This is a genomic window from Methylovulum psychrotolerans (assembly GCF_002209385.1).
Taxonomy (GTDB): Bacteria; Pseudomonadota; Gammaproteobacteria; order Methylococcales; family Methylomonadaceae; genus Methylovulum; species Methylovulum psychrotolerans.
The window spans coordinates 4,813,547-4,838,982 of the sequence record NZ_CP022129.1 but is presented as its reverse complement, the minus strand read 5'-3'; the positions used below and the strand labels follow the sequence as shown (position 1 = coordinate 4,838,982).

28 protein-coding genes and 3 pseudogenes are annotated in these 25,436 nt (G+C 49.2%); 20 read left to right on the top strand and 11 right to left on the bottom strand.

Annotated elements, in window-relative coordinates; all coding sequences use genetic code 11:
* Positions 1–6 precede the first annotated feature (6 nt).
* Both CEK71_RS21865 and hypD read left to right on the top strand, forming a co-directional pair.
* On the top strand, positions 7–237 hold the full coding sequence (locus tag CEK71_RS21865) for a HypC/HybG/HupF family hydrogenase formation chaperone (RefSeq protein ID WP_088621352.1): 231 nt from the start codon (positions 7–9) through the stop codon (positions 235–237).
* The gene (gene hypD / locus CEK71_RS21860; protein WP_088621351.1) at positions 234–1,364 is read left to right on the top strand and encodes a hydrogenase formation protein HypD; all 1,131 of its coding nucleotides are present in this window, start codon (positions 234–236) and stop codon (positions 1,362–1,364) included. Before CEK71_RS21865 ends, hypD begins: the two co-directional genes overlap by 4 nt.
* 208 nt (positions 1,365–1,572) lie before the next feature.
* Here the strand turns inward: hypD and CEK71_RS21855 are convergent, their stop codons facing one another.
* Both CEK71_RS21855 and CEK71_RS21850 read right to left on the bottom strand, forming a co-directional pair.
* A complete protein-coding gene (locus tag CEK71_RS21855) occupies positions 1,573–1,986 on the bottom strand; it encodes an IS3 family transposase (protein WP_157679567.1) in 414 nt (137 codons plus the stop codon).
* Entirely contained in the window at positions 1,983–2,294 is a 312-nt protein-coding gene (locus CEK71_RS21850; RefSeq protein WP_088621349.1) for a transposase, read from the bottom strand. Before CEK71_RS21850 ends, CEK71_RS21855 begins: the two co-directional genes overlap by 4 nt.
* Here CEK71_RS21850 and CEK71_RS21845 point away from each other — a divergent pair.
* The 5 genes from CEK71_RS21845 to CEK71_RS21825 all read left to right on the top strand — a co-directional run bounded on the left by CEK71_RS21845 (position 2,282) and on the right by CEK71_RS21825 (position 5,531).
* The gene (locus CEK71_RS21845) at positions 2,282–2,782 is read left to right on the top strand and encodes a transposase family protein (RefSeq protein WP_332455546.1); all 501 of its coding nucleotides are present in this window, start codon (positions 2,282–2,284) and stop codon (positions 2,780–2,782) included. The genes CEK71_RS21850 and CEK71_RS21845 overlap by 13 nt on opposite strands.
* Positions 2,783–2,943: 161 nt before the next feature.
* Positions 2,944–4,017: a Fe(II)-2OG oxygenase family protein gene (locus CEK71_RS21840; protein WP_088621347.1), complete on the top strand. Its 1,074-nt coding sequence runs from the start codon at positions 2,944–2,946 to the stop codon at positions 4,015–4,017.
* Between the two features lie 31 nt (positions 4,018–4,048).
* Positions 4,049–4,447, top strand: a complete 399-nt coding sequence (locus CEK71_RS21835; protein ID WP_088621346.1) for a hypothetical protein — start codon at positions 4,049–4,051, stop codon at positions 4,445–4,447.
* Positions 4,448–4,481: 34 nt separating this feature from the next.
* Entirely contained in the window at positions 4,482–5,174 is a 693-nt protein-coding gene (locus tag CEK71_RS21830; RefSeq protein ID WP_088621345.1) for a hypothetical protein, read from the top strand.
* A gap of 129 nt (positions 5,175–5,303) precedes the next feature.
* Positions 5,304–5,531, top strand: coding sequence for a transposase family protein (locus CEK71_RS21825; protein ID WP_232463713.1), 228 nt, complete (start codon positions 5,304–5,306; stop codon positions 5,529–5,531).
* On the opposite strand, the gene CEK71_RS21820 is transcribed toward CEK71_RS21825, so the two are convergent.
* A complete protein-coding gene (locus CEK71_RS21820) occupies positions 5,518–6,081 on the bottom strand; it encodes a hypothetical protein (protein WP_157679565.1) in 564 nt (187 codons plus the stop codon). The two genes, CEK71_RS21825 and CEK71_RS21820, sit on opposite strands and share 14 nt — an antisense overlap.
* 119 nt (positions 6,082–6,200) lie before the next feature.
* On the opposite strand from CEK71_RS21820, the gene CEK71_RS21815 reads away from it, so the two are divergent.
* Together CEK71_RS21815 and CEK71_RS21810 are read left to right on the top strand one after the other, a co-directional pair.
* Positions 6,201–7,259 carry a ParA family protein gene (locus tag CEK71_RS21815; protein ID WP_088621343.1) on the top strand — a complete coding sequence of 353 codons (1,059 nt, stop codon included), beginning with the start codon at positions 6,201–6,203 and terminating at the stop codon, positions 7,257–7,259.
* Positions 7,260–7,266: 7 nt separating this feature from the next.
* Positions 7,267–8,199, top strand: coding sequence for a ParB/RepB/Spo0J family partition protein (locus CEK71_RS21810; protein ID WP_157679563.1), 933 nt, complete (start codon positions 7,267–7,269; stop codon positions 8,197–8,199).
* 161 nt (positions 8,200–8,360) lie between these two features.
* On the opposite strand, the pseudogene CEK71_RS21805 reads toward CEK71_RS21810, so the two are convergent.
* A pseudogene (locus CEK71_RS21805) lies at positions 8,361–8,585 on the bottom strand (transposase); the annotation flags it as partial.
* A gap of 42 nt (positions 8,586–8,627) precedes the next feature.
* On the opposite strand from CEK71_RS21805, the gene CEK71_RS21800 reads away from it, so the two are divergent.
* The 3 genes and pseudogenes from CEK71_RS21800 to CEK71_RS21790 all read left to right on the top strand — a co-directional run bounded on the left by CEK71_RS21800 (position 8,628) and on the right by CEK71_RS21790 (position 10,548).
* Entirely contained in the window at positions 8,628–9,044 is a 417-nt protein-coding gene (locus CEK71_RS21800) for a TerD family protein (RefSeq protein WP_088621340.1), read from the top strand.
* Positions 8,981–9,112, top strand: a pseudogene (locus CEK71_RS24235) (IS3 family transposase); the annotation flags it as partial. The gene CEK71_RS21800 and the pseudogene CEK71_RS24235, both read left to right, overlap by 64 nt.
* 86 nt (positions 9,113–9,198) lie before the next feature.
* Positions 9,199–10,548 (top strand): DUF3298 and DUF4163 domain-containing protein, encoded by a 1,350-nt coding sequence (locus tag CEK71_RS21790; RefSeq protein ID WP_088621339.1) that lies wholly within the window; start codon positions 9,199–9,201, stop codon positions 10,546–10,548.
* A gap of 45 nt (positions 10,549–10,593) precedes the next feature.
* On the opposite strand, the gene CEK71_RS21785 is transcribed toward CEK71_RS21790, so the two are convergent.
* On the bottom strand, positions 10,594–10,971 hold the full coding sequence (locus CEK71_RS21785; protein ID WP_088621338.1) for a hypothetical protein: 378 nt from the start codon (positions 10,969–10,971) through the stop codon (positions 10,594–10,596).
* 461 nt (positions 10,972–11,432) lie between these two features.
* Here CEK71_RS21785 and CEK71_RS21780 point away from each other — a divergent pair, with 461 nt between their 5' ends.
* Positions 11,433–12,929, top strand: a complete 1,497-nt coding sequence (locus CEK71_RS21780; protein WP_157679633.1) for a tetratricopeptide repeat protein — start codon at positions 11,433–11,435, stop codon at positions 12,927–12,929.
* Positions 12,930–13,249: 320 nt separating this feature from the next.
* Here the strand turns inward: CEK71_RS21780 and rfbA are convergent, their stop codons facing one another.
* Genes rfbA through rfbC form a run of 4 tightly spaced genes read right to left on the bottom strand, consistent with a single transcriptional unit; the run spans position 13,250 to position 16,733 of the window.
* Entirely contained in the window at positions 13,250–14,167 is a 918-nt protein-coding gene (gene rfbA / locus CEK71_RS21775) for a glucose-1-phosphate thymidylyltransferase RfbA (protein WP_088621336.1), read from the bottom strand.
* A 33-nt stretch (positions 14,168–14,200) separates the two neighbouring features.
* The gene (rfbD, locus tag CEK71_RS21770; protein ID WP_088621335.1) at positions 14,201–15,091 is read right to left on the bottom strand and encodes a dTDP-4-dehydrorhamnose reductase; all 891 of its coding nucleotides are present in this window, start codon (positions 15,089–15,091) and stop codon (positions 14,201–14,203) included.
* A complete protein-coding gene (gene rfbB, locus CEK71_RS21765; RefSeq protein ID WP_088621334.1) occupies positions 15,091–16,164 on the bottom strand; it encodes a dTDP-glucose 4,6-dehydratase in 1,074 nt (357 codons plus the stop codon). Before rfbB ends, rfbD begins: the two co-directional genes overlap by 1 nt.
* A gap of 17 nt (positions 16,165–16,181) precedes the next feature.
* Positions 16,182–16,733 (bottom strand): dTDP-4-dehydrorhamnose 3,5-epimerase, encoded by a 552-nt coding sequence (gene rfbC / locus CEK71_RS21760; RefSeq protein WP_088621333.1) that lies wholly within the window; start codon positions 16,731–16,733, stop codon positions 16,182–16,184.
* 315 nt (positions 16,734–17,048) lie between these two features.
* Here rfbC and CEK71_RS22975 point away from each other — a divergent pair, with 315 nt between their 5' ends.
* Positions 17,049–17,354 (top strand): hypothetical protein, encoded by a 306-nt coding sequence (locus CEK71_RS22975; RefSeq protein ID WP_157679561.1) that lies wholly within the window; start codon positions 17,049–17,051, stop codon positions 17,352–17,354.
* A 540-nt stretch (positions 17,355–17,894) separates the two neighbouring features.
* On the opposite strand, the gene CEK71_RS21755 is transcribed toward CEK71_RS22975, so the two are convergent.
* Together CEK71_RS21755 and CEK71_RS21750 are read right to left on the bottom strand one after the other, a co-directional pair.
* Positions 17,895–18,218 carry an addiction module antidote protein gene (locus CEK71_RS21755; protein ID WP_088621332.1) on the bottom strand — a complete coding sequence of 108 codons (324 nt, stop codon included), beginning with the start codon at positions 18,216–18,218 and terminating at the stop codon, positions 17,895–17,897.
* Positions 18,219–18,234: 16 nt separating this feature from the next.
* On the bottom strand, positions 18,235–18,549 hold the full coding sequence (locus CEK71_RS21750) for a type II toxin-antitoxin system RelE/ParE family toxin (RefSeq protein WP_088621331.1): 315 nt from the start codon (positions 18,547–18,549) through the stop codon (positions 18,235–18,237).
* A 327-nt stretch (positions 18,550–18,876) separates the two neighbouring features.
* Between CEK71_RS21750 and CEK71_RS23790 the strand changes: the two are divergent.
* From CEK71_RS23790 to CEK71_RS21720, 6 genes and pseudogenes are all read left to right on the top strand, one after another.
* Positions 18,877–19,158, top strand: a pseudogene (locus CEK71_RS23790) (ArdC-like ssDNA-binding domain-containing protein).
* Between the two features lie 242 nt (positions 19,159–19,400).
* Entirely contained in the window at positions 19,401–20,030 is a 630-nt protein-coding gene (locus tag CEK71_RS21740; protein WP_088621330.1) for a ParA family protein, read from the top strand.
* Positions 20,031–20,040: 10 nt separating this feature from the next.
* Positions 20,041–20,373: a ribbon-helix-helix domain-containing protein gene (locus tag CEK71_RS21735; protein WP_088621329.1), complete on the top strand. Its 333-nt coding sequence runs from the start codon at positions 20,041–20,043 to the stop codon at positions 20,371–20,373.
* An 80-nt stretch (positions 20,374–20,453) separates the two neighbouring features.
* Positions 20,454–21,581 (top strand): replication protein, encoded by a 1,128-nt coding sequence (locus CEK71_RS21730; RefSeq protein ID WP_198328382.1) that lies wholly within the window; start codon positions 20,454–20,456, stop codon positions 21,579–21,581.
* Positions 21,582–21,597: 16 nt separating this feature from the next.
* On the top strand, positions 21,598–21,780 hold the full coding sequence (locus tag CEK71_RS21725; protein ID WP_088621328.1) for a hypothetical protein: 183 nt from the start codon (positions 21,598–21,600) through the stop codon (positions 21,778–21,780).
* A 239-nt stretch (positions 21,781–22,019) separates the two neighbouring features.
* Entirely contained in the window at positions 22,020–25,370 is a 3,351-nt protein-coding gene (locus tag CEK71_RS21720) for an ExeM/NucH family extracellular endonuclease (protein ID WP_088621327.1), read from the top strand.
* Positions 25,371–25,436 lie beyond the last annotated feature (66 nt).

Here is a 25,436-nt window from a genome sequence, read left to right as displayed (position 1 = left end):
AAACTTATGTGCCTAGCCCTACCCGCGCAAATCATCGCCATCGACACCGCTACGGATATGGCCACCGCGTCGATTAATCAGGTCAGCGTTGAAGTGTCGTTGGCTTTAGTCGATGATGTCGCGCTCGGTGATTATGTGCTGGTGCATGTCGGTTACGCGCTGAATAAAATCGATGAGGAGGAGGCTTTAAAAACCTTGGCCTTATTTGCCGAAGCCGGTTTACTGTCCGCGCCATGAAATACATTAGCGAATTCCGCGAACATACGCTCGCCTTACAGCTTGCCAATGCGATTGCCCAAACCGTCAACCCTGAGCGGCAGTATCGGCTGATGGAGTTTTGTGGCGGGCATACCCATGCCATTTTCCGTTACGGCATCCAAGACTTAATGCCGGACAATGTCGAGTTTATCCATGGCCCCGGCTGTCCGGTCTGCGTATTGCCGACAGGCCGTATCGACAACGCCATCCAACTGGCCGAACAGCATGGCGTGATCCTGTGCACTTATGCCGATTTAATGCGCGTACCCGCGACAGGCCGCCACAGTTTGCTGAAAGCCAAAGCCAACGGCGGCGATATACGCATGGTGTATTCGACCCAAGATGCCTTAAAAATCGCCCGCGATAATCCGGCCCGGCAAGTGGTGTTTTTCGCCATCGGCTTTGAAACCACGACCCCGCCGACCGCCGTCATCATACGGCAAGCACAAGCCGAACGGCTGGGCAATTTTTCGGTGTTCTGCAACCATGTCCTGACCCCGGCGGCCATGCAGGCCATCTTAGACGTACCCCGCCCAGCCGCTTCGGCACACGCCCCTCCGCTGTTAATCGATGCGTTTTTAGGGCCTTCCCACGTCAGTACCGTCATTGGTAGCCAACCTTACGAACGCTTTGCCGAACAGTACGCCAAGCCGATTGTGATTGCGGGCTTTGAGCCTTTGGACGTGATGCAGTCGGCCTTGATGCTGATACGCCAGCTCAATGAAGGCCGCCACGAGGTCGAAAACGAATACCGCCGCGCCGTTACCCCGCAAGGCAACTTGAAAGCCCAGGCATTGATGCGGGAAGTGTTTGAACTGCGCCCGTACTTTGAATGGCGCGGCTTAGGGCTGATTGCCGACAGCGCCTTAACGCTGAAAGCCGACTATGCCGACTTTGATGCCGAACAACGCTTTAACCTGCCCGCCATCCAAGCCGCCGACACCAAAGGCTGCGAATGCCCCGCCATCTTGCGCGGCGTAAAAAAACCGCAAGATTGCAAATTGTTAGGCACGGTATGTACCCCGGAAAACCCTATGGGATCGTGTATGGTGTCGTCTGAGGGGGCTTGTGCGGCGTATTGGTCGTATCGGCGTAACAGTCTTTGATGCCGCTCAGTGCCAATAAAGTAGGAATTGTCTCCAAAGGTGTCTTATACTCGATCATCAAGTTTTTCATAAAGTCACCTCTAAATAGTGGGGAAGATTAGCGGAGAGCTAAGGCTTGTTAAGGTGGGCAGCCCCCTCCCCTGATGGGTGTATGGACGTGGGACATAGGTAACACATGTTCGGGGACATGGGTGACGGTTTTTTCGGGTTATTGTGGGGCCTTTAGGTCAATAAAGGCAATCCTATATTGGCAAAAATATTTCCGGTCCAGCAAGTTCGGCGCGATAGCATCGTTATGGTTGCTGTCGGTCGTGGCCTTGAAGCGTTTTGGATAGCGGGGCTTTAAACTTAACTCGGCCATCACCCGCCGGGCCTTATAACGGCCCACGGGGAATCCTGCTTTTTTCAGCCCGTCCGACAGCCGCCGCGACCCATACGAACGCTTGGAGGCATCAAATAACGTTTGGGCGCGTTCCCTAAGCTTTTGTTTTTCGGCTATCTTATCGGCATCTTCCGGCTGTTTTGCCCAATCATAATAGGCGCTGGTACTGACGGCCATCACTTTGCATAATACGGTGACAGGATAAGTCTTCTGTTGCCCTTGGATGAATCCGTACCTCACCCGAGTTCTTTCGCAAAGAAGACCGCGGCCTTTTTTATTATTTCGCGCTCCATCCGCAACTGCTCGTTTTCTTTGCGCAGCCGCACTAGCTCGTTGTGATCCGCCAGATTCATTGCTTGGGCTTTGACACCAGAAACGGCAGGTTGGGGCTGTTCGGCCCTGACCCAACGTCCCAAAGCACTTAACGACACTCCTAAGCTATCCGCCGCCTGTTGGTGGGTATAGCCTTTCTCAAGCACCAATTTGGCCGCATCTTGCTTAAATTCCAGGGTAAATTTGGGTTTTTTGACTTTATCTGTTTTGCTCATTTTTCACCTCTGCTGACATTATAATATGCCTTTGGAAGTGTCCGGCTTTATTAGACCATTTCACTTCTACTCCGGAAAAAAAAAGCCACACGGTTAAGGCGCAGCTCATCATTTGCGCGTTGATGCTCTCCATCCTCTCGGTCGTGGTCGGCAAAGGCAGTCAACATGATTTTTCGGTCTTCAAAGGATGCCGCCTGTTGCTGCACCCCGACGCCCTGCTGTTGGCGGATTCGGGATACCAAGGGATGCACGGCCTCCACCAAAATTCGGTATTGCCCATCAAGAAACAAAAAGGCAAACCGCTTTCTGCGGAGGACAAAGCCCATAACAAAGCCCTTTCAAAACAGCGGGTTTTCATTGAGCATGTCAACCGCCGCTGCAAAATTTTCAGGATCGTCAAGGACGTTTACCGGGGCAAACACAAAAACTACTCCCTGACATGGAGCCTGGTGGCTGCACTGGTTAACCTGAGATATGGCAACATTTAGGAAAGATGTCTAATGCTTTATTAGTTCAACGATGATTTTTAGATTACGACATTCCACACGCATTCCTTTTCCGCGAAAACCGCGATTTTTATACCCTACATTTATTTTCCGGCTTCACCGAAACTAAGCCTGTCTTTAACAGGCTTTCCGGAGGATAAATTATGTACAACCCAGCATTTAATTACAAGCCGTTATTTCCACAGGCATTCCGAGTATGCACGGATGAAAACGGTGTGGTTTTTGTCACTTTTAGCGATGATTTTAAGGGGAGGCTCGAAGAGACGTTCACCTATCTTGGCTATATTGCACACGACGAAAATAGCCATATCGCGTACCTACGCTCGAAATTGTTGGCTCTAATCGGCCCGTGGGAGTCGGAATACCTTTTTGATTTAGCCAGCGGGCGGCGCGGCAAAGGTGTCGTTGTTTTCGATAATCTGCCGTTCGAACCTATCATTTGGTCACCGGCCTTAGGAATGCCGCCGCACAGCGCAAAGGCCACGTCGTTGAGCGAACATCTGTTGTTGGCAATATCTACTTTTTTTGGCGAAGCCTATGGGGTAGCTAAGGAAGGTAACCGTTTGGTCAACGATTTGATACCGTCTAAGGAAGATTTGGATAAGCTAACCGGCAACGGCTCGCGTATGCCCTTGGGGCTGCATACCGAAAACGCCGCATTGCGGTTTGCCAAACCTGGATTTGACTGGTCACCGAAAGGCTTGTTGTTGGGTGAGGTTAGCGAACAGAAGGTAGGAAGGCCAAAAACGATGGTTTCCATCGCTTCAAAAGCTTGCGCCCTATTACCCAATCAAGCTGTAACCATATTACGCCGACCTTGTTCGAGGTTAGGCCTGCCAATACGCCAACGTACTGGGGAAACTAAAAAATCCGCCATTGGCCCCGTCCCGATAATTTTAGGTGCTGATGGCAAGGAAGAGGTTATTGCTGCTTTTTATGGTGATATGATGCGTCCGATTAACGCCAAGGCCTTGTGGGCAGTAGGATTGTTAAACGAAAAACTTGATGAAGTAGCCTTCGGAATTCCAATTGTCCCTGGTCGGATAGTGTATTTAGCTAACGGTAGAGTTCTGCATGGCAGATCGGATTTTAATCCTATCTTTGATGAAAATGGCCGGGCTCAACGCTGGATACAGCGCGTTTTTGTATGCGCCCGCTTGGATGCTTTTAACGGCTGCCGCGCATTAACCGATCGAGTTTTTGATGTAATGCTTTGATTACATATTAATTATACCATTAAGGAAACTTATGAAAAAAGTAAACCAAATGAAGGCTGTGCGGCTTAGGAACGGTAGGCTACATAAGCAAATGACAGCCAATAATCATCTTACCCAGCATACCCAAGTTAGTGCGGGGGAATTATGGGAAATGATATGCGGCTCGAATTCAATTTTAGGGCTATTTGCGGGCGTACGCGGCCTGCATTACCTGGTGCAGGGTATCAATGTCGAAACAGTCGCAGATGAGAGGTTTCAGGCTTCTGTGACGATTGATCCTAGCGACGGTGTTTCGCCGCTAATGAGGATAAGTACCGGAACATACCACAAAATTTATCAGCGCATGAAAAAAGGCATTGATATCCTAAGCAAAGATAACCATGCGCCCATGGATTGCACTAGGTTGGGGTTATGGGGATTTTCAGAATAAGCAGGCATTTTGTTGTTATATGTCAAGAATAACCATGGATTTTGTAGTTTTGCACGAATTAAGCCACATTATCCGGGGACACTTGGATTACTATTTAAAACTTTCACATGCAGGGTTGTTTGAGGTAGATGAAGAAAAAGAAGTGTTGCCTAACCTGCGGCGGCTTGCCTTGGAGTTAGATGCGGATAGCGTGGCTTTGTACACCTTAATTGGGCTGTCTGAGTTTTTGCTTACAAAAAGTAGCTTATATGGCAGCATAAAAGATATGGCTCATTTTGTCGTAACAGTTGGTTTGGCATCAAAAATCTTATTCGGTATTTTAGGTGAAGCAAGTCTTGCGGGAAAATATGCAAACTCTGGAAAAACATTGGCAAATTATCATAGTAATCTACAGCACCCCCACCCAAGCGTCCGCGAAGAATTCGCCCATCAACGGCTTGCGCAGTTGGCAAATAATGAAAAGGAAAAGCTTATGTTTCAGGCCAGTATGGAAAAATCTTACGGCCTTTTTTTAGCAATGGTTAATGATAATTTATTTCCGCTAATATCAATGGAATCATGGTTACATAGCGCCGAAGAATTGGCTGATTTCCTCAATGTGTTAATAGACGAAATTGGGGTTGCTTCAGAGGAAGGCTGGATCAACGATAATACCCGAATCTCTATGTCCTTGGGTATCGTGCAAGGCCTTCAAGTGGGTAATACGAAGCGCTTACCCGTAAATTAATCCCACCGTCGGGTACAGCCGACATACATGTAAAAATAGTACATAGCTGCCAATATCAGTTGATTATATCTGTAAGCAGTACCTTCGGGATGCGGTCAGCTAAGTATAGGACTTTATTGTCTTCTTACAGTGGTTATCCACCAAAATTCGGTATTGCCCATCAAGAAACAAAAAGGCAAACCGCTTTCTGCGGAGGACAAAGCCCATAACAAAGCCCTTTCAAAACAGCGGGTTTTCATTGAGCATGTCAACCGCCGCTGCAAAATTTTCAGGATCGTCAAGGACGTTTACCGGGGCAAACACAAAAACTACTCCCTGACATGGAGCCTGGTGGCCGCACTGGTTAACCTGAGATAGGGCAACATTTAGGAAAGATGTCTATTCTAATTAAACTACCCGCCAAAATATTCAGACTCAAGACAATTTCAGGATAAGACCTACTATGACCACGTTTTTGTAACTCTGTACTTAACTGGTAAAGTGTAAAAACTACACCACTCGTATAATTTTTTTTGTCAAAAAATCCCAACTCTTTTTGATCAGCCGCTAATTTTCTAAGCGCATCTTCTACAAGTTCTTCGTTAGCACTAGGATAATAATCTGTTTCTTGACCAGTTTTTTTATCAATAATCCTTGCTGCCTGTATATGAGCCTGAAGAATACGTCCACGATATTTAAATGTAATTTGCTTTAAAGGTAAAAAACCTTTTTCTTTTCTGATTTTTACCATTGCTTGCCGAGAAGTCGAATATCTAGGAATGCTATCCCACAAATCAAATGTATTCGACAATTTATCCCGTTCTTCATAGTTATTGCCTAATAAAAAACGAAACAAATCAATTTGATTATCAAAACAAGTTTCAGGTTCCACATTATTCAACAGAGGCAACGTTTTTTTGTTTTCCATACAATTTTAAATTTAATGTTAAATTTTTTATTTTTATAAAATAACATAAAAATAAAAAATTTATAAAAAAATAAAAAATCTGTAAAATATATAAAACCCATCTAATTCGTAAAAATTATATGAAAGCACAACCCATTCGTAACCCAAAGTACAAAATTAAAACTGTTACTGATCTTCTCATAAGCACTCCGATTACAAGCTATCAGTTAAAAAAAATTTCTGGTAAAGATAGCAGTACAAGTTCAAAAAACTATTCACCCTTAGATATACGAAGGGTCAAAGTAGCATTAAACAATCTAGATGAAAAAAACGAATTAAATGTACGTCCACCTATTATCAATGTTCGAATGGCTAAAGGTGGGACTGGAAAATCTATGGTTTCTGCTAATCTAGCATCCGCTTTCGCAATGTTAGGTTATAAGGTATTAGCTATTGATGGTGATCCTCAAGCATCATTAACGAATATTTTAGGTGTCGATCCATCAGATGAAAACATCCAACATATAGGTCATCTTATGGAACATTTTGAAGGAAAAAGAACATTAAATATTAACGAAGCTGTTCGTCCAATCTATCCAGATAATATGTTAGATTTAATCCCAGCAGACATTACCTTAACACAAACCGATAGTTGGTTAATGACCCGAATGGGGCGTGATCTAATTTTTGATAGATTAATTACAAATAATCCAGATTTTTTTAACAATTACGATGTGATTGTAATAGATAGCGCACCAGGAACTACCCTACTCTCGTATAATTTAATGGCTGCTTGTAAAACTATTCTAGCAGTAGCTTGGCTTGATAGAGAGTCTTTAAAAGCGATGAGCCTACTTTTTAGCAATTTGCTTGAAATAAATCATGTTTACCCTGAAAAAAATCTAGATGTGGAAATTGTTGCTAACGGGTATCATCCATCTTACAGGCATTGTAAGGAAGCTTTAGCAATTCTTGCCGAATCATACAAAAATGCTATGAATGAAAATGTCATACCCCATTATAGTGGGTTTGTGCGCCAGCAATCTTTTTTAACTGAGGAATCGAAAGGGCCTTTAGTAGAACAAGATCCCACTTCTATTGGAGGAAGGGTTATATTAGATTTGGCAAAAAGTCTGTTAACCCGTTATGAAATTACACTCCTTGGATTTAGTGAAAATATTAAACCACTTTTAAGGTAGCAAAACCGTGAAAAAAAATGGCATGAAAATTAGTAACTTGCTTAGAGCTAATGGCTTTCCAAATGCAGATCAGTCCATCGTGGAACGTATGCCGCAATTAGAAGGCAATGAACTTCAGTTTACAGACGCTAATGAATTGAATGTAACATCAGATATTAATGATTCAACTATATTTGAAGTTTCAATACACGACCTTGATGTATCGCCATTTCAACCAAGAATAAATTTTGATGATAATGAGTTACAAACTTTAGCAGACTCGATTTCAACAGGAACATTAATTGATCCCATTACAATAAGAAAAAAAGATAATAATAGGTATGAATTAATTTCTGGCGAACGTAGATATAGGGCTCATATCATCCTTGGATATGAAAAAATCCCAGCCGTCATCAAGATATTAGATGATAAACAGTCTGCATTGCTATCTATTGCATCAAATACAGTTCGTGAAAACTTATCTGACTTTGAATTAGGCAGGTCTTTTAAAAAATTGTTGGATAGCCAATACGTTAGATCTGTCAGTGAACTGAGTCGATACATTGGTATTTCAAGGCAACAAATAGATCGTTGCCTTGATTTTACTAAATTGCCAATATTGGTTATTGATCAACTAGAAAAAAATCCTAAATTATTTGGTGCGAACTGTGCCGAGTTTTTTGCTGGTTATATTCTTAAAGGTTATAAGGATAATGTTATTTTAGCCGTTGATATGATTGTTAATGGAGCCAGTGAGCAAAAAGCGATGTTTTGGCTTCGGAGCCAGTCCACATCTTCAACAAGAGCTAAAAAAACAAGAAAAAATACGCCATTATTCTATGATAATAAGCAAATTGGGACAGCCTATATAGAAGGAAAAAAAATAATTATAGAATGTAGTACGGGATCTCAATCTTCATTTGTTCTCGAAAGCTTGCTTAATAAATATGTAGAAAATTAAAATATTTTTAATATAAAACAATTGCTTATATAAAAGCACCTACTAGGTACTTTTTTCTTCTTCTTGTTGAGAAATATTGCAATACATTTCCTGATTAGCAAGATGCTTTAGCCGAGCGAAGTCAAACTTCTGGGCGAGGCCCAACGGCGGCAACGAGCAGGCGCATGGTAAGAGCCGCCAAAGCTGGTCTTGAGATTGCCGAGTATGGTGTTGAGCCATAGGAATTCAACCATGTCTTTAGGTTTTCGTCCGCCGACAATGATCGCCCCGTGTTGGCAATCTGTCCTGGTTACCGCCGCGAAGCAGGCCAGCCCGTCAGATAAGACGGTACTGCCGGATTCCAAGTTGGTTTTCGCCCAGTCGGCAATAGCCTCGCTGGTGAACCCCGGGGCTTTGCAAACTATCCATCCGGGCTACTTTCTAGCAACATGCCTTTCTGGCGTATGACTGAACCAACACATATGAATATTCTTCGCGGACAACGGTTAAATCTTGCTGATTTAATTGACGTTAGCACACTGTTTACGCTTGAGGCCACCGTTGATGCACCCGTATTGCGGATTAATTTTTCTTGTTTCGGCTTGGATGCCGACAGTAAGCTGGCCGATAAACGTTATATGAGCTTTTACAATCAGCCAACCACACCCTGTGGCGGGGTGCTGTTTAAATGTCCGGACAACAATGCCGCCATTTTTACCATTGACTTACAGAAGTTGCCGGCTGCTGTTGAGCACTTGGTTATTGCGGCGGCTATTGACGGATATGGTGTGATGTCGCAAATGGGCGGCGGCGTATCAAGAAGGCGTTATTCGATCAACAGCGCACCGTCAGCCGTCGCCGAATAAGCCGATTGATGGATCAGGAGAATTTAGCGTGTAAAACCAAGCGTAAGTTTAAAGCAACCACTGATTCTAACGACTAAACCGCCGCGCTGCAAATAGGCGTAAACCGACACCCTAAGGGCTAAGCACTAACAACCCTCCAACCAGGAACCCACCCATGACCCGCCCAAGCCGCGCCTTAACCATTGCCCTAACCCTGCTGGCCTTAGCCCCCCAAGCCCAAGCCGCCCCGTCCACCAGCCAAGACTATATCAGTAATATGCTCACCGGGGTGCTGGCCAACGACGAGGCGGCGGTGTTGGAAAGCCAAGCGTTATTGGAAATGGTAGCAAAAATGCAGCCGGCCGCCGCCGCTAGCCCCGCCGCCCAGAAGCTCAACGGAGCGGCGTTGGGGCTGATTAAGGCCGGAAAACTGCCCGAAGCGCAGGTGATTTTGGCGAAGGCTTACCAACTCGCCCCCAAGAATATCGAAATCGCCAACAATTATGGCTTTGTTTTGATGAAAATCCGCGACTTGCCCGCCGCTTACCGAGTGCTAAGCGCGGTGATCGCGTTGCAGCCTAGCCGCGCTAACGCTTGGCGTAACTTCGGCGATGTCCTCGCCCTGCAAGGCCGTGTCGATTTGGCGACGGCGGCCTATCTTAACGTCTACCGCTATTCTAAAGACCGCCAGAAAACCCACCAACTCCTGCAAAACCCCCAACTCGCCGAAGACAGCCCCGATGTCCGCGCCGCCCTCGCCAAAGCCACCGCCCAGGCCAGCAGCCAGTTCTCCCTAGGGCCAACCGAAGCCGCACCCGCCCTGAGTACCGCCGTCTTAAAGGTCAAAGTCGAGGAGGCGATCTTACAAAAAGGCCTGTTCAAAGAAAAAGATTGCGAACTGACCCCCGGCGAAGACCCTAATAGCGGCGAATGTGTGTGCCAGGCCGACATTAGCTATCCCGTCATCAGCGGTTTGCCGAACGCGGCGGCGCAAACCCAACTTAACCAAGACCTAAAAACCGCCGCCGAGCAACATCAATGTAACGGCACACCCTTGTCCGGCAAAGCCAGCTATGAATCGCCCAGTTTCAGGGAACGGGGCTATAGCGTCACCTTGCATACCCCGACGGTATTGGCGTTGCAGATTAGCAGCTACGAATATGATTACCATGCCGCCCACCCCTACAGTGATGGTGGCGGCGATTGCATTATCGACATAGCGGCCAGCCAGTGTTTAACGGTCGATGGCATTTTTGGCCAGCACCGCGCCGCCGTCAACCGGCTGCTTTATGAAAAACTGAAGGCCATGGAAGATACGTCACAGGAACTGGTTGAAGAGCAGAAAAATACCTTTATCTCTGACGGTAAATGTAACGGCTGCACTGTGATATTGAACAAACAAGGCCTAATTGTGCTTTTTGGCCAATATTCGGTCGCTCCTTATGCCGCCGGCATGTTCGAAGTGCCCATACCCGCTAGCTATATCGCCGCGCCGAGTATTTTGGCGGCGTTGGGGAAGCATTAGGCATTGGCTAACCACTTGCCCCGCTGGCAAACAAAGCTCACACCGTTAATCAACCTGAATCTCTATTGCCGCGCCGTCGCCATGGTCAAAGCAATACTGCCGGGCTACCCCTTGGCGTTCCGGTTGCACTTGCCGCGCCGTGGCCTGAAAGGTTTTGGGGGTAAACGGCGGTAACGCCAAATCGGTGTCTTGCACATCAAACAGCATATCCCGCCGCTCACCCGCCGCCGTTATAAAAGCCGCCCTGACTACAGGGTGCAGGCAGGTCGGGCGGTTGCCGACATTTTCCACCTCAAAACGCAAGCCGCCTTCCGTTTGTATTGGGTCGTCCGCCAGCACGGTAATTTGCAAACGGGGGCCGGCGGTGAAAAAATCCAGCGCGTAAAAGAGCTGGTCGATGATAAATATTGCGGCCACTGGCATAGATACCTCCTGAAAGACTTAAAAATCAACTGGATACCCTGTTATAGGATTTATAACAACACCGCCGCCAGTTGGTCGGCTATTTTACGCACAGGCTCAGCGGGTTCGCCTAAGGTTTGGGCGGCGGGTTTGATGCCGTTTAGGGTTTGGTTTGCCAAAACCATCGCCGACTTTTGGATTTAACCCCTCAGTATCTAGGGTCTTGCAAGGTCTTGTTCTGGCTATTCTGTATAGTGTCGGCGGCGGCATCAGCAGCATTGGCTGTTTTAGCAGTTTTAGCAGTTTTAGCAGTGCGAGCGGCGGCGACGGTGGTGCAAGCGGTGGCAGTAGCAAATAAAGCGCATATCCTTCCTACCTCTGTTAACTCTTCACTCAGCCCATCCAATCTTGCCGAACTCTAAATCTTGGGCTATTCTTTACCTAACGACTACATTAAAAACCCTTTTCCCATAAAACTACCCATGCCTACCCCATCCGCCCCCATCAAAAAACACCCGCCGCAACAAATTGCCGCGCCAGCCCCCCAACACCCGGCAACAAGCAAGCCTACCAACCACCTAAGCGCATTGCTAATCATGGCACTCAGCTTACCGCTTGCCCAAGCCGTAAATGCCGAAAGCCCCGCCCCGGCGCAAACACAGGCGGCAGTGGACATTCAAAGCATTGTCGCCACCTTAATCCGCCCCTTGAAAGACGGGGCTATTAAAGACGGGCAACGGCTGGTGTTAACCGAAACTGTCACCGCCTTAAGCCAAGGTTACGCGGCGTTAAACGACCAGCCCCAACGCGACGCGGCCTTAACCGCCTTGGCGCAAGGCGACCTCGCCCCCGCTAAGGCGTGGTTCAACCAAGCCGCAAGGGCCAACGGCCTCAACGGCTTACAACATGCCCAAGCCTTCCGCAACCTAGGCACTTTGGCGTTTTTCGATAGCCCGCAAGCCGCTATGCAGGCCTTCAATTTGGCGGCACAATGGAAGCCTGACGATAATGGCTTCGTTAACACGCAATGGCCGTTATTCGTGGACTACCTGAAACAGCCGGAGATAATGAAGGCGGTGGCCAGTAAGGTACGCGCCTTACAGGGTAAGCCTGAGCAGAAGGCGGAGTTGGCGTGGGCGTTAGGTGATTTGGGGGCTATCTATCATGTCCTCGGCAAATGGCCGAAGGCGGTGGCTGAGTATAACAAGGCCTTGGCGCTCTATAAGGGCTTAGGCGATCAGGCGGGAATGGCGACGCAATATGACAATATCGCCAATACCTACGCCATGCGTGAGCAACATGATAAGGCGATAGATTTTTTCCAAAAATCCCTGGCGATATACGTCAGACTAGGTAACAACATCGGTATGGCGAGTGATTATGGCAACCTGGGCTATCATTATGAGATGTTGGATAATGCACCGAAGGCAATTGAGAACTACCAAAAGGCCATAGCGGCACACGACAGTTTGGGCAATAAAGAAGCCATGGCCGCCAATGCCACTTTTTTAGGCAAAATCTATGATGAGAATGAGCAAACGGATTTGGCGGTGGCCTGTTATCAAAAAGCCTTGGCGGTACACGAGAGTGGCAATGATAAAAAGGCCTTGGGTCTCGACTATCACAATTTATTTATTGCCTATGCCAAGAGCCATGATCGGGCTAAGGAGGAAGAGTCTCTGCATAAGGCCTTAGCGGTTTATGAAGACTTAGGCGACCAAGAAGCGATAGGAAACTATACCTCTTTTTTAGGCGGCCTCTATGAGAAAAACGGTGAGCTGGATAAGGCTGTGGCGTATTTTGAAAGGTCTTGGGATGTTCGTTCCCACTTGTCTGACCGGGGAGGGATGGAGGGATTTGACCCTTCTGTTTTGCTGAGCTTGGCGCGGATTTACGCCCAGCAGAACAATGGCGAGAAGGCGGAGGAATATCGGCAAAAAGCCTTAGCGCTTGAAAAACGCCTCGACCGTAAGCGATAAATGGCGGGTTATGGGGCGACTGGCGGTTAGGATTTGGTTTGCTAAAGCCATCGCCAGCTTTTGGGTTTACACCCTCAGCGACTATCAAGCCAAGGAAAGGCCAACCGTTTATATAGCCAAGCCAATATAATTTGATATGATAATAGGCTATTGTAAAAACGATCATCTTGAATGGAAAACGAATGGCTTATCCAGCGGCATTCAGAAAAAAACTGCTTTCAGTGATGAAAGAACAGGGCCTGACCATCCCGGAAGCCGCCGCCCCCTTTACCAACACGGGTAAAGGGGGCGGCGTAAACCTCAGCCTAGCAGCAACAAACCTACCGCAACACGGTATCCGTCAACAAGCCATACAAATACTGCCCATAACCGTTTTTCGCCAACGGCTTGGCCAGTTTTTGCAACTGTTCGGCATCAATATAGCCTTTGCGGAAAGCAATTTCCTCAGGACAGGCCACTTTCAAGCCTTGCCGATGCTCAATCGTCTCGATAAAGTTACTCGCTTCGATCAAGCTTTCATGCGTGCCCGTGTCCAACCACGCATAACCGCGCCCCATAATTTCCACCGACAACTGCTTACGCTCCAGATAAATCCGGTTGACATCGGTAATCTCCAACTCACCGCGCGGTGACGGTTTCATTGTCGCGGCAATATCCAAAACGCTGTTGTCATAGAAATACAGACCCGTCACCGCATAATTGGATTGGGGCTTAGCGGGCTTTTCTTCCAAAGAGGTCGCTTGGCCGTCGGCATCAAATGCGACTACGCCGTAGCGTTCGGGGTCATGGACGTGATAGGCAAACACCGTCGCACCGTTGTTACGGCTATTCGCCCGCTCCAATTGCGTCTGCAAATCATGGCCGTAAAAAATATTGTCGCCCAACACCAACGCCGTCGGATGTTCGCCGACAAACTCACGGCCAATAATAAACGCTTGCGCCAGACCGTCGGGACTAGGTTGGACGGCATATTGGATATTCAAGCCCCAATCGCTGCCGTCGCCTAACAGTTGCTCAAAACGGGGGGTGTCTTGCGGGGTGGAAATGATCAAAATATCCCGGATACCCGCCAGCATCAACGTCGCTAACGGATAATAAATCATCGGCTTATCGTAAATCGGCAACAACTGCTTAGAAACGACTTTGGTGACCGGATATAACCGGGTACCTGAACCGCCCGCCAAAATAATGCCACGGGTAGGCAGTGTCGCTGGGGTACTGCTTGTTGGTGTAGTCATATAATCTCCATGCGTGATTAAGGCGGTAGCCCATTAAGCCAAATACTCGTTTAACATGCGTACCACACCCGATTGCCAACTTGGCAGGGTTAAATTAAAGGTCGTTTGCAATTTTTCGGTGTTCAAGCGCGAATTATGCGGCCGCTTGGCCGGGGTGGGATAAGCGCTGGTCGGGATAGCCTGCACGTCGTCAGGCTGCACTTTCAGTACCTTACCCGCCAAGCTGGCAGTCTCCAAAACCAACTTGGCAAAACCGAACCAAGTGGTTTCACCACCCGCGACCAGATGGTAAACCCCGGCCACTTCCGGTTTGCTCAAGGCGGTACGGATGATATGCGCGGTCACATCGGCAATCAGCTCCGCCCCAGTCGGTGCGCCGGTTTGGTCGTTAATCACGCTCAAACTGTCACGCTCTTGCGCCAAACGCAACATGGTCTTGGCAAAGTTATTGCCTTTGGCCGCATACACCCAACTGGTGCGCAAAATCACATATTGGCAACCCGATGCTTGGATGCGCTGCTCACCTTCCAGCTTGGTCGCCCCATAAACTCCCAGAGGGCCAGTGGCATCATCTTCCTGCCAAGGCTGGTCGCCGCTACCGTCAAACACATAATCGGTCGAGTAATGGATCAGCCACGCGCCGCACCGCAACGCGGCTTGCGCCATCACTTCGCTGGCCAAGGTATTGATGGTGCGGGCCAGTTCCGGCTCACTTTCGGCCTTATCCACCGCCGTATGGGCGGCGGCGTTAACGATCACGTCCGGTTTGACGCTGGCGATGGTCTCGGCGATACCCGCCAAGTTACTCAAATCGCCGCATAACGCCGAATGCCTGTCTACAGCAATCACTTCGCCTAACGGCGCTAACGCCCGTTGCAACTCCCAACCGACTTGGCCGTTTTTACCAAACAGCAGTATCCTCATCAGCCGCGCTCCGCATAGTTTTTCTCCACCCAGTCACGGTAAGAGCCGGATTGGACATTCGCCACCCATTCAGGATTGTCCAAATACCATTGGATAGTTTTGCGGATACCGGTTTGGAAAGTCTCTTGCGGCTTCCAACCCAAGTCCTTTTCAATTTTCGTAGCATCAATCGCATAACGGCGGTCATGGCCGGGGCGGTCAGTGACAAAGGTGATTTGTTCACGGTAGGATTTGCCGTCGGCACGCGGACGCGCTTCATCCAACAAATCACAAACGGTATGGACAATATCCAAGTTCGCCATTTCATTCCAGCCGCCGATATTATAGGTCTCGCCTACTTTACCCGCTTCCAGTACCCGGCGGATACCCCGGCAATGGTCAACCACAAACAACCAGTCACGAATTTGCTGGCCATCACCATAAACCGGCAAATTTTTCCCCGCCAAAGCATGGGTGATCAGCAACGGGATAAGCTTTTCGGGGAAATGGTAAGGGCCGTAGTTATTCGAGCAGTTAGTCGTCAGCACCGGCAAGCCGTAAGTATGGTGGTAAGCCCGCACCAAATGGTCACTAGCCGCCTTACTGGCCGAATACGGGCTGTTCGGCTCATATTTATTATCTTCCCTAAAGGCAGGATCGTCTTTTTTCAAAGAGCCGTACACTTCATCGGTCGACACATGCAGAAAACGGAACGCCGCCTTATCATCATCAGATAAGCCGCCCCAATAAATACGCGCCGCTTCCAACAACCTAAAGGTACCGACAATATTGGTTTGGATGAAATCTTCAGGGGAATGGATGGAGCGGTCGACATGCGATTCGGCGGCAAAATTGACCACCGCACAAGGTTGATACTGAGTAAACAGGCCACGCACCAATTCGCTATCGCCGATATTGCCTTGCACAAAAATATGGCGGGCATCGCCCTCTAATGAAGCCAAGTTTTCCCTATTGCCGGCATACGTCAGGCAATCCAAATTAATGACTGTGACATCGGAATTAGCCAGCCAATCAAGAACAAAATTTGCCCCGATAAAACCCGCGCCGCCGGTGACAATAATCGCTTTATTCATAATATACTTACCGTTTTTTAATAGTGTGGGAGAAGTTCGACTGAGAAGTCAGCAAGCTTTGTGCCTTTTTCATCTTTGGCAGACAATTCGGGGGCATCGGTAGGCCATGGGATATTCAGATCCGGGTCGTTCCATAACACACTGCCTTCTGCTTGCGGGTTATATTTATCGGTACATTTATAGGCGAACAAGGCCGTTTCGGAGGTGACGCAAAAACCGTGCGCAAAACCGGCCGGGATAAAAAATTGGCGTTTGTTTTCCGCCGACAGCACCACGCTGGCCCATTGCCCAAACGTCGGTGAACCGACCCGAATATCCAACGCGACATCAAACACTTCGCCCTGTAACACATAAACCAACTTACCCTGCGGATTGATTTTTTGAAAATGCAGGCCGCGCAACACACCTTTTCTGGAGAAAGAGACATTATCTTGAACAAACGCATCGGCGGTCACCATTTCCGCATAGCGGGCTTGGTTCCACGTTTCCATAAAAAAGCCGCGTTCGTCACCAAAGACCTTAGGCTCGACAATCACAACACCAGGGAGATCCGTTTTATGAACTTGCATAGTTTTTCCTCGTTATTGATTAAAGGGGTAATTTAAGGTAATGACGCTAGGCCAATAATGGCGGTAAATTTTTATGCTGACGACAAACCAATGGCCGAATCCGCTTATATATTGCACATTTGTTTCAGGATAACAAGAAAATCAGCCAAATAATATGAACTATTACCCAAAAAGTGCCTGTTTTTGCACAAACAAGCCAGCAAGCCGCAACCTATACTCTGAATGGTCAAATTTTCGGTTAATCCGTTCGTGGTGAGCCCTTCGATAAGCTCAGGAGAACCCTGTCCCGCTGGGACTTCCGATGGTCGTCGAACCATGAGCGGATTAACCGTCCTAAGCCTATCCGCGACGAAGGCCCGCACATTATTGGCGATACTGTGGACACGTTGGACAGGGTATTTGTGTAGCAGCACCCGTTTTTATCCGCCCGTTAGGCAATCCGCCACGCTATTTCAGGAATACCCGTGCGCCCAAGCCCATCTGGTAAATCATGGTGGCCACCTCTTTGAAGAGCTGGCGGTATTTGGGGTCGACGGCGGGCAGCACCATGATCTCGTCGCCGGGGTGGATTTCGGGGCTGCTGAACCAGCCGTCGGTGTCCTCGGTGTTTTCGAAGCGTAAAAATTAATATCGTCGACGGGATGGAAAGATAGCCGGTTGCAATTGAATTTTGCATGGCCTCTGCAATGCGGCTTAGGATAGCTGCTATGTCCTATTTTTACACGTATGTCGGCTGTACCCCATTACCGCGTAATTCAAAGCGGTATAAAAAGATAGATACATCATTCCCGGCTATATTTTTCAAATTCACCTCATCTTTAGAGGACAACACACAGATCATCCTACAGTTGCAATTATTGTGATCCCGCGAAAATGAAATGCAAGCCCAACCATTTTCAAACCCGAGCCGCTACAAGTATCCGGTGCGCGGCTGGGCGATATGCGGGTTTTGTTGGGGCATCCGCAAAACCTTGCCAGCACCGCACGAGAAGGGATTATTTCATGGCAAACCCGCTTTGGCGGCGGGCGGGTGCTATGCGCTACCCGCACCGAGCCTCAACAGTCTCGACCATCCGGTAACGCCCACTTTTGCGAAAGCTTACCTATATCCGCAACAAATCAACATGTTTACATGTTGATTTGTTAGCCTGTCACCCGCCTTTAAGGGGCGTGATTTTCCACAGGCAGCTTTTGTGGGGTCAGGCGGTAGCCCATCGCGTGCATAATGGCGTTGACGCTGCCAAATTGCGGGTTGCCGTTTTCCGACAGGGCTTTTTGCACACCCTTCCGGCTAAGGCCGGAAACTTCCGCGATGCGGCTTACACCTTTGACGCGGCTCACCACGCGCAAAGAAGCCATCAGGGAAGCGGTGTCGCCGCTCTCGGCATATTCATCAAAGAGGACAGTAATGTAATCGTCCATCTCGTCAGGATGATTGCGGAGGTATTCTTCTTCAACCTCACCAATCGTTCTATAGCTGCTCATGGCTTAGATACTCCTTCTAATAGGCCTTGGCCTGTTCAATGTCTTGGTTTTGGCTACCCTTGTCGCCGCCACACAGCAGGACGACGATATGGTTATCACGTTCCCCGAAATAAACCCTGTAGCCGGAACCGAAAAATAACCGCAGTTCGCTGACCCCTTCCCCGACTGGCTCACAATCCCCATAGTTGCCCTGTTGCAGGCGGGAAACGCGGGCAAGGATACGTTTCCGCCCCATGACATCCCGCAAGCCATAAATCCATTCGGTAAAAGGCTCTTTCCCGTTATCCCTGGCATAAACAACCACCTGCTTTGGCTTTGCTGCATCTGTCACGGACTTATTCCCTTCAATTTATATCACTGCGTACTGTAGTATGCAATAGCCTTGGATGCAAGCCGTCTTTTCCCAAAAAAGTTAAGGCTAAAGGGCTTCGCCCTCACGCGGGACAAGCAAAATAACGGCTTTCCCCGCAGAAAAATGGCTTTCAGCCGCCGCTACGCGCTATGGCCGAAGCTTCCGTGATTTTGTTTACCCTTGCATCCCCAAGTCTCGCCGACAGCCAGGGCTTCAGCAGCACTGAACCCCAAGCCACAAAAGGCAGATGGCGGCGGCTTGCCAAACCGCGGATTTAACGCTAAAAAATAGGAAAGGATTCCGACCATGACCACAGATGTTTATAACCGTGTCACAGATACCATTATCGCCGAACTTAAAAAAGGCGAACGGGCTTGGCTGAAACCGTGGAACGCCTAACACGCCGCCGGAAAAATCACCCGTCCGCTACGGCATAACGGCCTGCCCTATTCCGGCATCAATGTTGTGATGTTATGGGCTTAAGCTGTGGAAAAAGGCTATAACGCCCCGCTGTGGATGACCTTCAAACAAGCGCAGGAATTGGGCGGCCACGTCCGCAAAGGCGAGCATGGCAGTGGTGGCTATTAAAAATGCAGCAGCCTGATAAGCACAAATAACCCCAACAGCCACCACAAAAAACGGTTATTTATTTAATAAATTAACATGTTTACATGTTGGATAATTTACATGTTAAAAAATAAGTTATTGAAAAAATGGCCGTATCGTCACATCTTACCCAACCTTACCCCGTGCTTCTGGCTAGACAGTGCATTTGACTTTAATTTCTAACATGTCAAAATGTTCACATGTTTACATCTTGAGTAGATCACATGTTAAAAATAGCGATCCTTGGACAGAAAGGCGGCACAGGAAAAACCACAACCGCGATTGGCCTAGCGGTAGCCGCAGCCTGTTCCGGCAAAATTTCCGTGATTATTGACCTTGACCCGCAGGCCAACGCCGCCAACTGGAAAGACCGCCGCACCGCCGAAAACCCTGCCGTGGTTTCAGCACAAGTGAGCCGACTCAAACACGCAGTCCAATCTGCCGAAGATTTTGGGGCAGAATTTCTGGTGATTGACACCCCTGGAAAGTCAGATACCGCCGCGATTGAAGCCGCCCGCATCGCCGATTTTATTTTGTTGCCCGTCAGACCGCAGATTTTCGATCTTGAAACCTTATCCGCCATGCGTGACTTGCTCCGTGTTGCGGGTTCCGCCCCTGCTTTTGTTGTCTTAAACGGTGTACATCCGCAAGCACACAAACAGGCCGAGGAAGCCAAAACAATGGTGGAAAAAGCTTTTGGATTCAAAGTTTGCCCCGTGCATATTTGTCACCGTGGAGGCTATGCCTCTGCCCCGGCTTCCGGCAAAGCCCCGCAAGAACTAGACCCTGACGGTAAAGCCGCCGAAGAAATCGGACGGCTTTACATGTTCATCAACCAACAACTTAACATGTGAACATATAAACATGGCAGCTAACAATCTGAAAGCTTTACAACAGGCACTTGACAGCAGCGCACGACCTGAACGTGCGCCCCGATCCGTCACGAAAAAAACAAAACCGGAACAAGAAGCACAAATGGTTGCCACACCGGAACCTGTCAAGGAAACGCCAACAGGCGGCTACATGGCTCCAAGCAGGGAAGGGAAGACCAACATCACGGCTTACCTATCGCCCGACTACAAATCCAGCCTGCGCCTGATCCAAGCCCGTACAGGCAAAAGTTTGCAAACCCTCATTGCTGAATCACTCAACGATCTTTTCAGCAAGTATGACGTGCCAACCGTACGACATGATTAAGTTCACTATTCAACATATTGACAATTCAACATGTAAACATGTTAATTTGTTAAATCATTAAGCAGCATGGAAGCACAAACATGGCAATCAGAAAAAAGCAGCCAGAGACCTCAGAAAACAAGACAACAGACGAGGAAACGCCTGTCATTCCGCCCAACGAAGCGGATTTTGGCGGACAGCAACTCGACCTGTTCCGGGCGTTCCTGTGCAATACAGACAACGAACGCGACCAACTTTCAAACACGTTTGACCTTTGGGATTCAGTGCCACGCTATGCAGTATCACGGCAACAAATGGATAAAATCAGGAAAGAAAAGGGCTTTCTGGATTTGCAACAAGTTGAATTCCATTACCGTGGCACAAAACTAAAAACCATCATTCAGGCTGCTAGAATCCTTGATGAAAAAACAGGTACAACCAAAGATTATTACCCTTCGGCCAATGAAGAACTCATTGAAGATGCTTTACGCAAAATTGCCGCAGAACAACGCAATGCTTTTTTCGACAAACCCAACTACCGCAGCGGGGTTGTCTTTTCACTCCATGCGTTGCGCGAAGAATTGAAGCGGCGCGGCCACACCCGATCCTATCAGCAAATCATTTTAAGCCTAAACATCCTTGCCCGCAGCACTATTGAAATCCGATCAACAAACGGTAAAGACGGGGAAAAGTTCGCCGTAAGCTGCTATTTTTCAGGGCTGGCGGCGGCATCAAAATATAGACTTGCCGAAGACCCAACCGCAAAATGGATTGTCCAATTCCACCCTCTGGTTACACAAAGTATTGATTCATTAACTTACCGACAATTCAATTACGCGCAGATGATGAGTCACACTTCACAACTGGCTCGATGGATTCATAAACAGTTATCGCTAAAATTCACCTTTGCCAGCCTAACAACGCCCTTTGAAATGCGCTACAGCACAATCAGGCGTGATAGCGCACTGTTAAACAACTATTCGCGCGGACGAAAAGCCATTGAAGCCTTAGATGAGGCCTGGAGCGAACTCATAAAAAACGGCGTATTACTGACAACACAAAAAAGCGAGGTAAGGGGAGGGCGCGGAAAACTGGAAGAAGTCATCTACACACTAACCCCATCACTTGATTTTATCTCAGCCATAAAAGCCGCCAACAAACGGGAAAATTTAGCCGTGGGGAAAAAGACTGACCCTGTGGATCATTTGCAAAACCCAAAAAGGCGGTAGTTATAGGGGGCGGGTCATGATGCTTTTCGGTAGTTATAGGGGGCGCGGCATTTTCCAACACGGTTGGTCTTTGATTGTCGCCGCCTTGCTGAACCACCAACTCCTGCCCGTCAAACCGGGGCGGCCTGAGGCATGGCCCGGTTTGACGGAAATCAACGGCGTGACTTTGGCTATTTACGCAGAAGGGGGTGGAGGGTAAGAAAACCTACACTTGTAAGTCCCGGCCTCCCCCTTGTCAGGGGGAGGAGCTGTTCTCTTCTTGCCCCTCAATCTATCTGTATGACATTTCATAAAATTAACGCATAACGTTCATATTCCCATAACTACTGTTTTCTAAAATGCGGCTATTTTCACAGCGAAATAGGTAAGGCTTCACTGTTTGCTTATTTGTGCGAATGCCGATTTATTAAAACTTTTATAAAAACAGTAGGATGGGCTATGAGTGAGTTATTTTTGCAAAAGCCGCGGCCTTTGGCGTTGGCGATATTTGCCGCGTTAAATTTGGTGCCGGCGGCACAGGCGACATGTATTTCCCTAACGGCGTTGGGCAGTGCGTACACGCAGGATTTTAATGGTTTGGCGACTAGCGGCACGGCCAATACCTTGGCTTTGACGGGTTGGGCGTTGGCGGAAAGCGGTTCCAGTGCCCGCAATAACGGCCAGTATGCGGCGGATACGGGTAGCGGCACGACGGGCGATGTGATCAGTTTTGGCGCGTCGGCGGCGGCTGACCGGGCGTTCGGTACGTTGCGTAGCGGCACGTTGGTGCCGACAATCGGGGCGTGTTTTACCAATAATACGGGCGCAGCCTTGAGCGGGTTAAGCATCGCTTATACGGGCGAGGAATGGCGTTTGGGTACGGCGAACCGTACCGATCAGTTGACGTTTGAGTACAGCACCAGCGCGACGGATTTGGCGACGGGTACATGGACGGGGGTGGCGGCGTTGAATTTCACTACGCCGGATACGGCGACGGCGGGCGCGAAAGTCGGCAATAATGCGGGTGAGCGCACGGCGTTATCGGCGACGGTCGGTTCTTTGAATATTGCCAACGGGGCGACGTTTTGGCTGCGCTGGACGGATGTTGATGCCACGGGTGCGGATGACGGGTTGGCGGTCGATGATTTTTCGTTAACGCCGACAGGCAGTGCGGGTTTGCCGACGCTGAGCATTGATGATGTCTCGCAAACTGAAGGCAATAGCGGTAACACGGCGTTTACTTTTACGGTGAGTTTGAGTGCGCCAGCACCTGTGGGCGGGGTGAGTTTTGATATTGCCACGGCGGACGGTACGGCGACGGCGGGTAGCGATTATGTCGCTAATGCGTTGACCGGACAGACGATTGCGGCGGGCAGCAGTTCGTATACTTTTACGGTGCAGGTGAAGGGCGATGGCACTTATGAGCCTAACGAGGGCTTTACGGTGAATCTGAGTAACGCCAGTAATGCGACAATTGCCGATGCGCAAGGTGCGGGTACGATTACCAATGACGATTCGGCTTGCGGCTTGGCGGCGACGAAAATTTCGGCGGTGCAGGGCAGCGGCGCGGCGACGCCGTTGAGCGGGTCGGTGTCGGTTGAGGGGATTGTGGTCGGTGATTATCAGGGCACCAGCGCGAATTCTTTGCGGGGCTTTTTTGTTCAGGAAGAAGATGCCGATAGCGACGGTAATGCCGCGACCTCGGAAGGGGTGTTTGTGTTTGACGGCACGACGGCGTTGGCGAATGTCAGTGTCGGCGATAAGGTGCGGGTCACTGGTACGCCTGTGGAGTTTTTCAATATGACCCAGTTGGGTACGGTCACGGGTGTGGAAGTCTGCGCCAGTAACCAAGCCTTGCCGACGGCGGCGGTGTTGACGTTGCCGGTGCCGAATGTGCCTGCGAATGATTTGACGGCGGCGACAGCGGCGGTGAACAGTTATTATGAAGCCTTTGAAGGCATGTTGGTGACGTTCCCGACGACTTTGAAGGTGTCGGAGTATTTTGAGTTGGAGCGGTACGGGCAGTTGGTGTTAAGCCAAGGTGGCCGGATTCCGACTTATACGAATGTGAGTGTGCCGAGTACGGCGGGTTATACCAATCATTTGATTAATTTGGCGAAACGGCAAATTATTTTGGATGATAAGGACAATACCCAAAATTCGGCGTTGACCAATAATCAAGCCTTGCCGTATCCGACGGGCGGCTTAAGTACGACCAACCGTTTCCGGGGCGGCGACAGTATCGCTAATCTGACGGGGGTGTTGCATTGGTCGTTTGCCGGGTTTACCGGTACGGACGCTTGGCGTATCCGTCCGGTCAGTGAGCGTTACAGTTATACCTTTGCCGCCACTAACCCGCGTAAGGCGGTGCCGACGGTGGGCGGCACCTTGAAGGTGTCGAGTTTTAACGTGTTGAATTATTTCACCACGATTGATACGACGGCCAGCGATACGACGGGGCCTTGTGCGCCTAGCGGTACGCAAGATTGCCGGGGTGCGGATTCGGCCAGTGAGCTGAGCCGTCAAACGGCGAAGGCGGCGACGGCGTTGTGCGGCATTAATGCCGACATTTTTGGCTTGATGGAGTTGGAGAATAACGCCACGGCTTCGTTAACGTCGTTGGTGACGGCGGCGAATGCGATCAGCGGTTGCGGGCCTTTTGCTTATATCAATACGGGGACTATCGGCACGGATGCGATTAAGGTCGGGTTGTTGTACAACACGAATACGGTCGCGCCATCGGGCAGTTTTGCGTTGTTGACCAGCAGTGCCGATGCGCGTTTTATCGATACGAAAAACCGTCCGTCTTTGGCGCAGACTTTTAGCCAAACCAGTACGGGTGAGAAGCTGACGGTGGTAGTGAATCATCTTAAGTCGAAAGGTTCGGCTTGTACCGATATTAACCCTAGCGATATTGATAACAATGACGGGCAAGGCAATTGTAACCTGACGCGTACCGCCGCTGCGCAAGCGTTGGTGGATTGGGTGCAGGGCGATCCGACGGGCAGTTTTGACCCTGACTTTTTGCTGATTGGCGATATGAACAGTTATGCCAAGGAGCATCCTATCCAAGCCATTGAAAAAGGCGCGGATGATACCGCCAACACCAGCGATGATTTTACCAATTTGGTGAAAACTTTTGGCGGTACGGCGGCGTATTCTTATGTTTTTGATGGCCAAACCGGCTATATAGACCATGCTTTGGCGAGTCCGTCGTTATTGGCGCAGGTGACGGGCGCGGGGGATTGGCATATCAATGCCGACGAGCCGCCGTCATTTGATTATAACGACACGGTGGCCGATACGGGCGAAGCGACGTTTGAGGTGAAGCCGTCGGCGTTGCCGTTGTATGCGGCTAACCCTTACCGCACGTCTGACCATGATCCGGTGGTGATTGGCATCCAATTGGCGGCGAGCATTAACCGTATCGATGGGACGGCGGCGCGGGATACCTTAACGGGTACGCCGGGTAAAGACCGGATGACGGGCTTGGGGTCGGCGGATTTGCTGACGGGCGGTATGGGTAAGGATGTGTTTGTGTATCTTAGCCCGACTGACGGTATCGACACGATTACCGATTTTACGCTGGGTGAAGATACGCTGGATTTGACGGCGTTGCTGTTAAGCATCGGTTACGAGGGCGGTAATGCCTTAGGTGACGGTGTGGTGAAGTTGGCGGCGACGGGTGCCGATACCTTGGTGTCGGTAGACCCGGACGGTACGGCAGGTAGCGCACCCGCGCGGGTGTTGGTGCGTATCCAAGGCGTTAGCGTGCTTAACGTAAACAACGCGGCTAATTTTAAATTCTAAGGCGGCGGGGCTAACGGGTAGCGTAGTTTATCCGTTAGCCACTTTACCGGAAAAACGAGGATAGTG

What these genes read in the sequence shown, in the direction of transcription:
- CEK71_RS21740 (WP_088621330.1), top strand. Translation starts at nt 19,401, where the DNA reads ATGTTAAAAATAGCGATCCTTGGACAGAAAGGCGGCACAGGAAAAACC.
- CEK71_RS21830 (WP_088621345.1), top strand. Translation starts at nt 4,482, where the DNA reads ATGGATTTTGTAGTTTTGCACGAATTAAGCCACATTATCCGGGGACAC.
- CEK71_RS21865 (WP_088621352.1), top strand. Translation starts at nt 7, where the DNA reads ATGTGCCTAGCCCTACCCGCGCAAATCATCGCCATCGACACCGCTACG.
- CEK71_RS21820 (WP_157679565.1), bottom strand. Translation starts at nt 6,081, where the DNA reads ATGGAAAACAAAAAAACGTTGCCTCTGTTGAATAATGTGGAACCTGAA.
- CEK71_RS21735 (WP_088621329.1), top strand. Translation starts at nt 20,041, where the DNA reads ATGGCAGCTAACAATCTGAAAGCTTTACAACAGGCACTTGACAGCAGC.
- rfbD (WP_088621335.1), bottom strand. Translation starts at nt 15,091, where the DNA reads ATGAGGATACTGCTGTTTGGTAAAAACGGCCAAGTCGGTTGGGAGTTG.
- CEK71_RS21815 (WP_088621343.1), top strand. Translation starts at nt 6,201, where the DNA reads ATGAAAGCACAACCCATTCGTAACCCAAAGTACAAAATTAAAACTGTT.
- CEK71_RS21800 (WP_088621340.1), top strand. Translation starts at nt 8,628, where the DNA reads ATGCCTTTCTGGCGTATGACTGAACCAACACATATGAATATTCTTCGC.
- CEK71_RS21785 (WP_088621338.1), bottom strand. Translation starts at nt 10,971, where the DNA reads ATGCCAGTGGCCGCAATATTTATCATCGACCAGCTCTTTTACGCGCTG.
- rfbC (WP_088621333.1), bottom strand. Translation starts at nt 16,733, where the DNA reads ATGCAAGTTCATAAAACGGATCTCCCTGGTGTTGTGATTGTCGAGCCT.
- CEK71_RS21755 (WP_088621332.1), bottom strand. Translation starts at nt 18,218, where the DNA reads ATGAGCAGCTATAGAACGATTGGTGAGGTTGAAGAAGAATACCTCCGC.
- CEK71_RS21840 (WP_088621347.1), top strand. Translation starts at nt 2,944, where the DNA reads ATGTACAACCCAGCATTTAATTACAAGCCGTTATTTCCACAGGCATTC.
- CEK71_RS21850 (WP_088621349.1), bottom strand. Translation starts at nt 2,294, where the DNA reads ATGAGCAAAACAGATAAAGTCAAAAAACCCAAATTTACCCTGGAATTT.
- rfbB (WP_088621334.1), bottom strand. Translation starts at nt 16,164, where the DNA reads ATGAATAAAGCGATTATTGTCACCGGCGGCGCGGGTTTTATCGGGGCA.
- CEK71_RS21720 (WP_088621327.1), top strand. Translation starts at nt 22,020, where the DNA reads ATGAGTGAGTTATTTTTGCAAAAGCCGCGGCCTTTGGCGTTGGCGATA.
- CEK71_RS21835 (WP_088621346.1), top strand. Translation starts at nt 4,049, where the DNA reads ATGAAAAAAGTAAACCAAATGAAGGCTGTGCGGCTTAGGAACGGTAGG.
- CEK71_RS21730 (WP_198328382.1), top strand. Translation starts at nt 20,454, where the DNA reads ATGGCAATCAGAAAAAAGCAGCCAGAGACCTCAGAAAACAAGACAACA.
- CEK71_RS22975 (WP_157679561.1), top strand. Translation starts at nt 17,049, where the DNA reads ATGAGCGGATTAACCGTCCTAAGCCTATCCGCGACGAAGGCCCGCACA.
- rfbA (WP_088621336.1), bottom strand. Translation starts at nt 14,167, where the DNA reads ATGACTACACCAACAAGCAGTACCCCAGCGACACTGCCTACCCGTGGC.
- CEK71_RS21790 (WP_088621339.1), top strand. Translation starts at nt 9,199, where the DNA reads ATGACCCGCCCAAGCCGCGCCTTAACCATTGCCCTAACCCTGCTGGCC.
- CEK71_RS21780 (WP_157679633.1), top strand. Translation starts at nt 11,433, where the DNA reads ATGCCTACCCCATCCGCCCCCATCAAAAAACACCCGCCGCAACAAATT.
- CEK71_RS21725 (WP_088621328.1), top strand. Translation starts at nt 21,598, where the DNA reads ATGATGCTTTTCGGTAGTTATAGGGGGCGCGGCATTTTCCAACACGGT.
- hypD (WP_088621351.1), top strand. Translation starts at nt 234, where the DNA reads ATGAAATACATTAGCGAATTCCGCGAACATACGCTCGCCTTACAGCTT.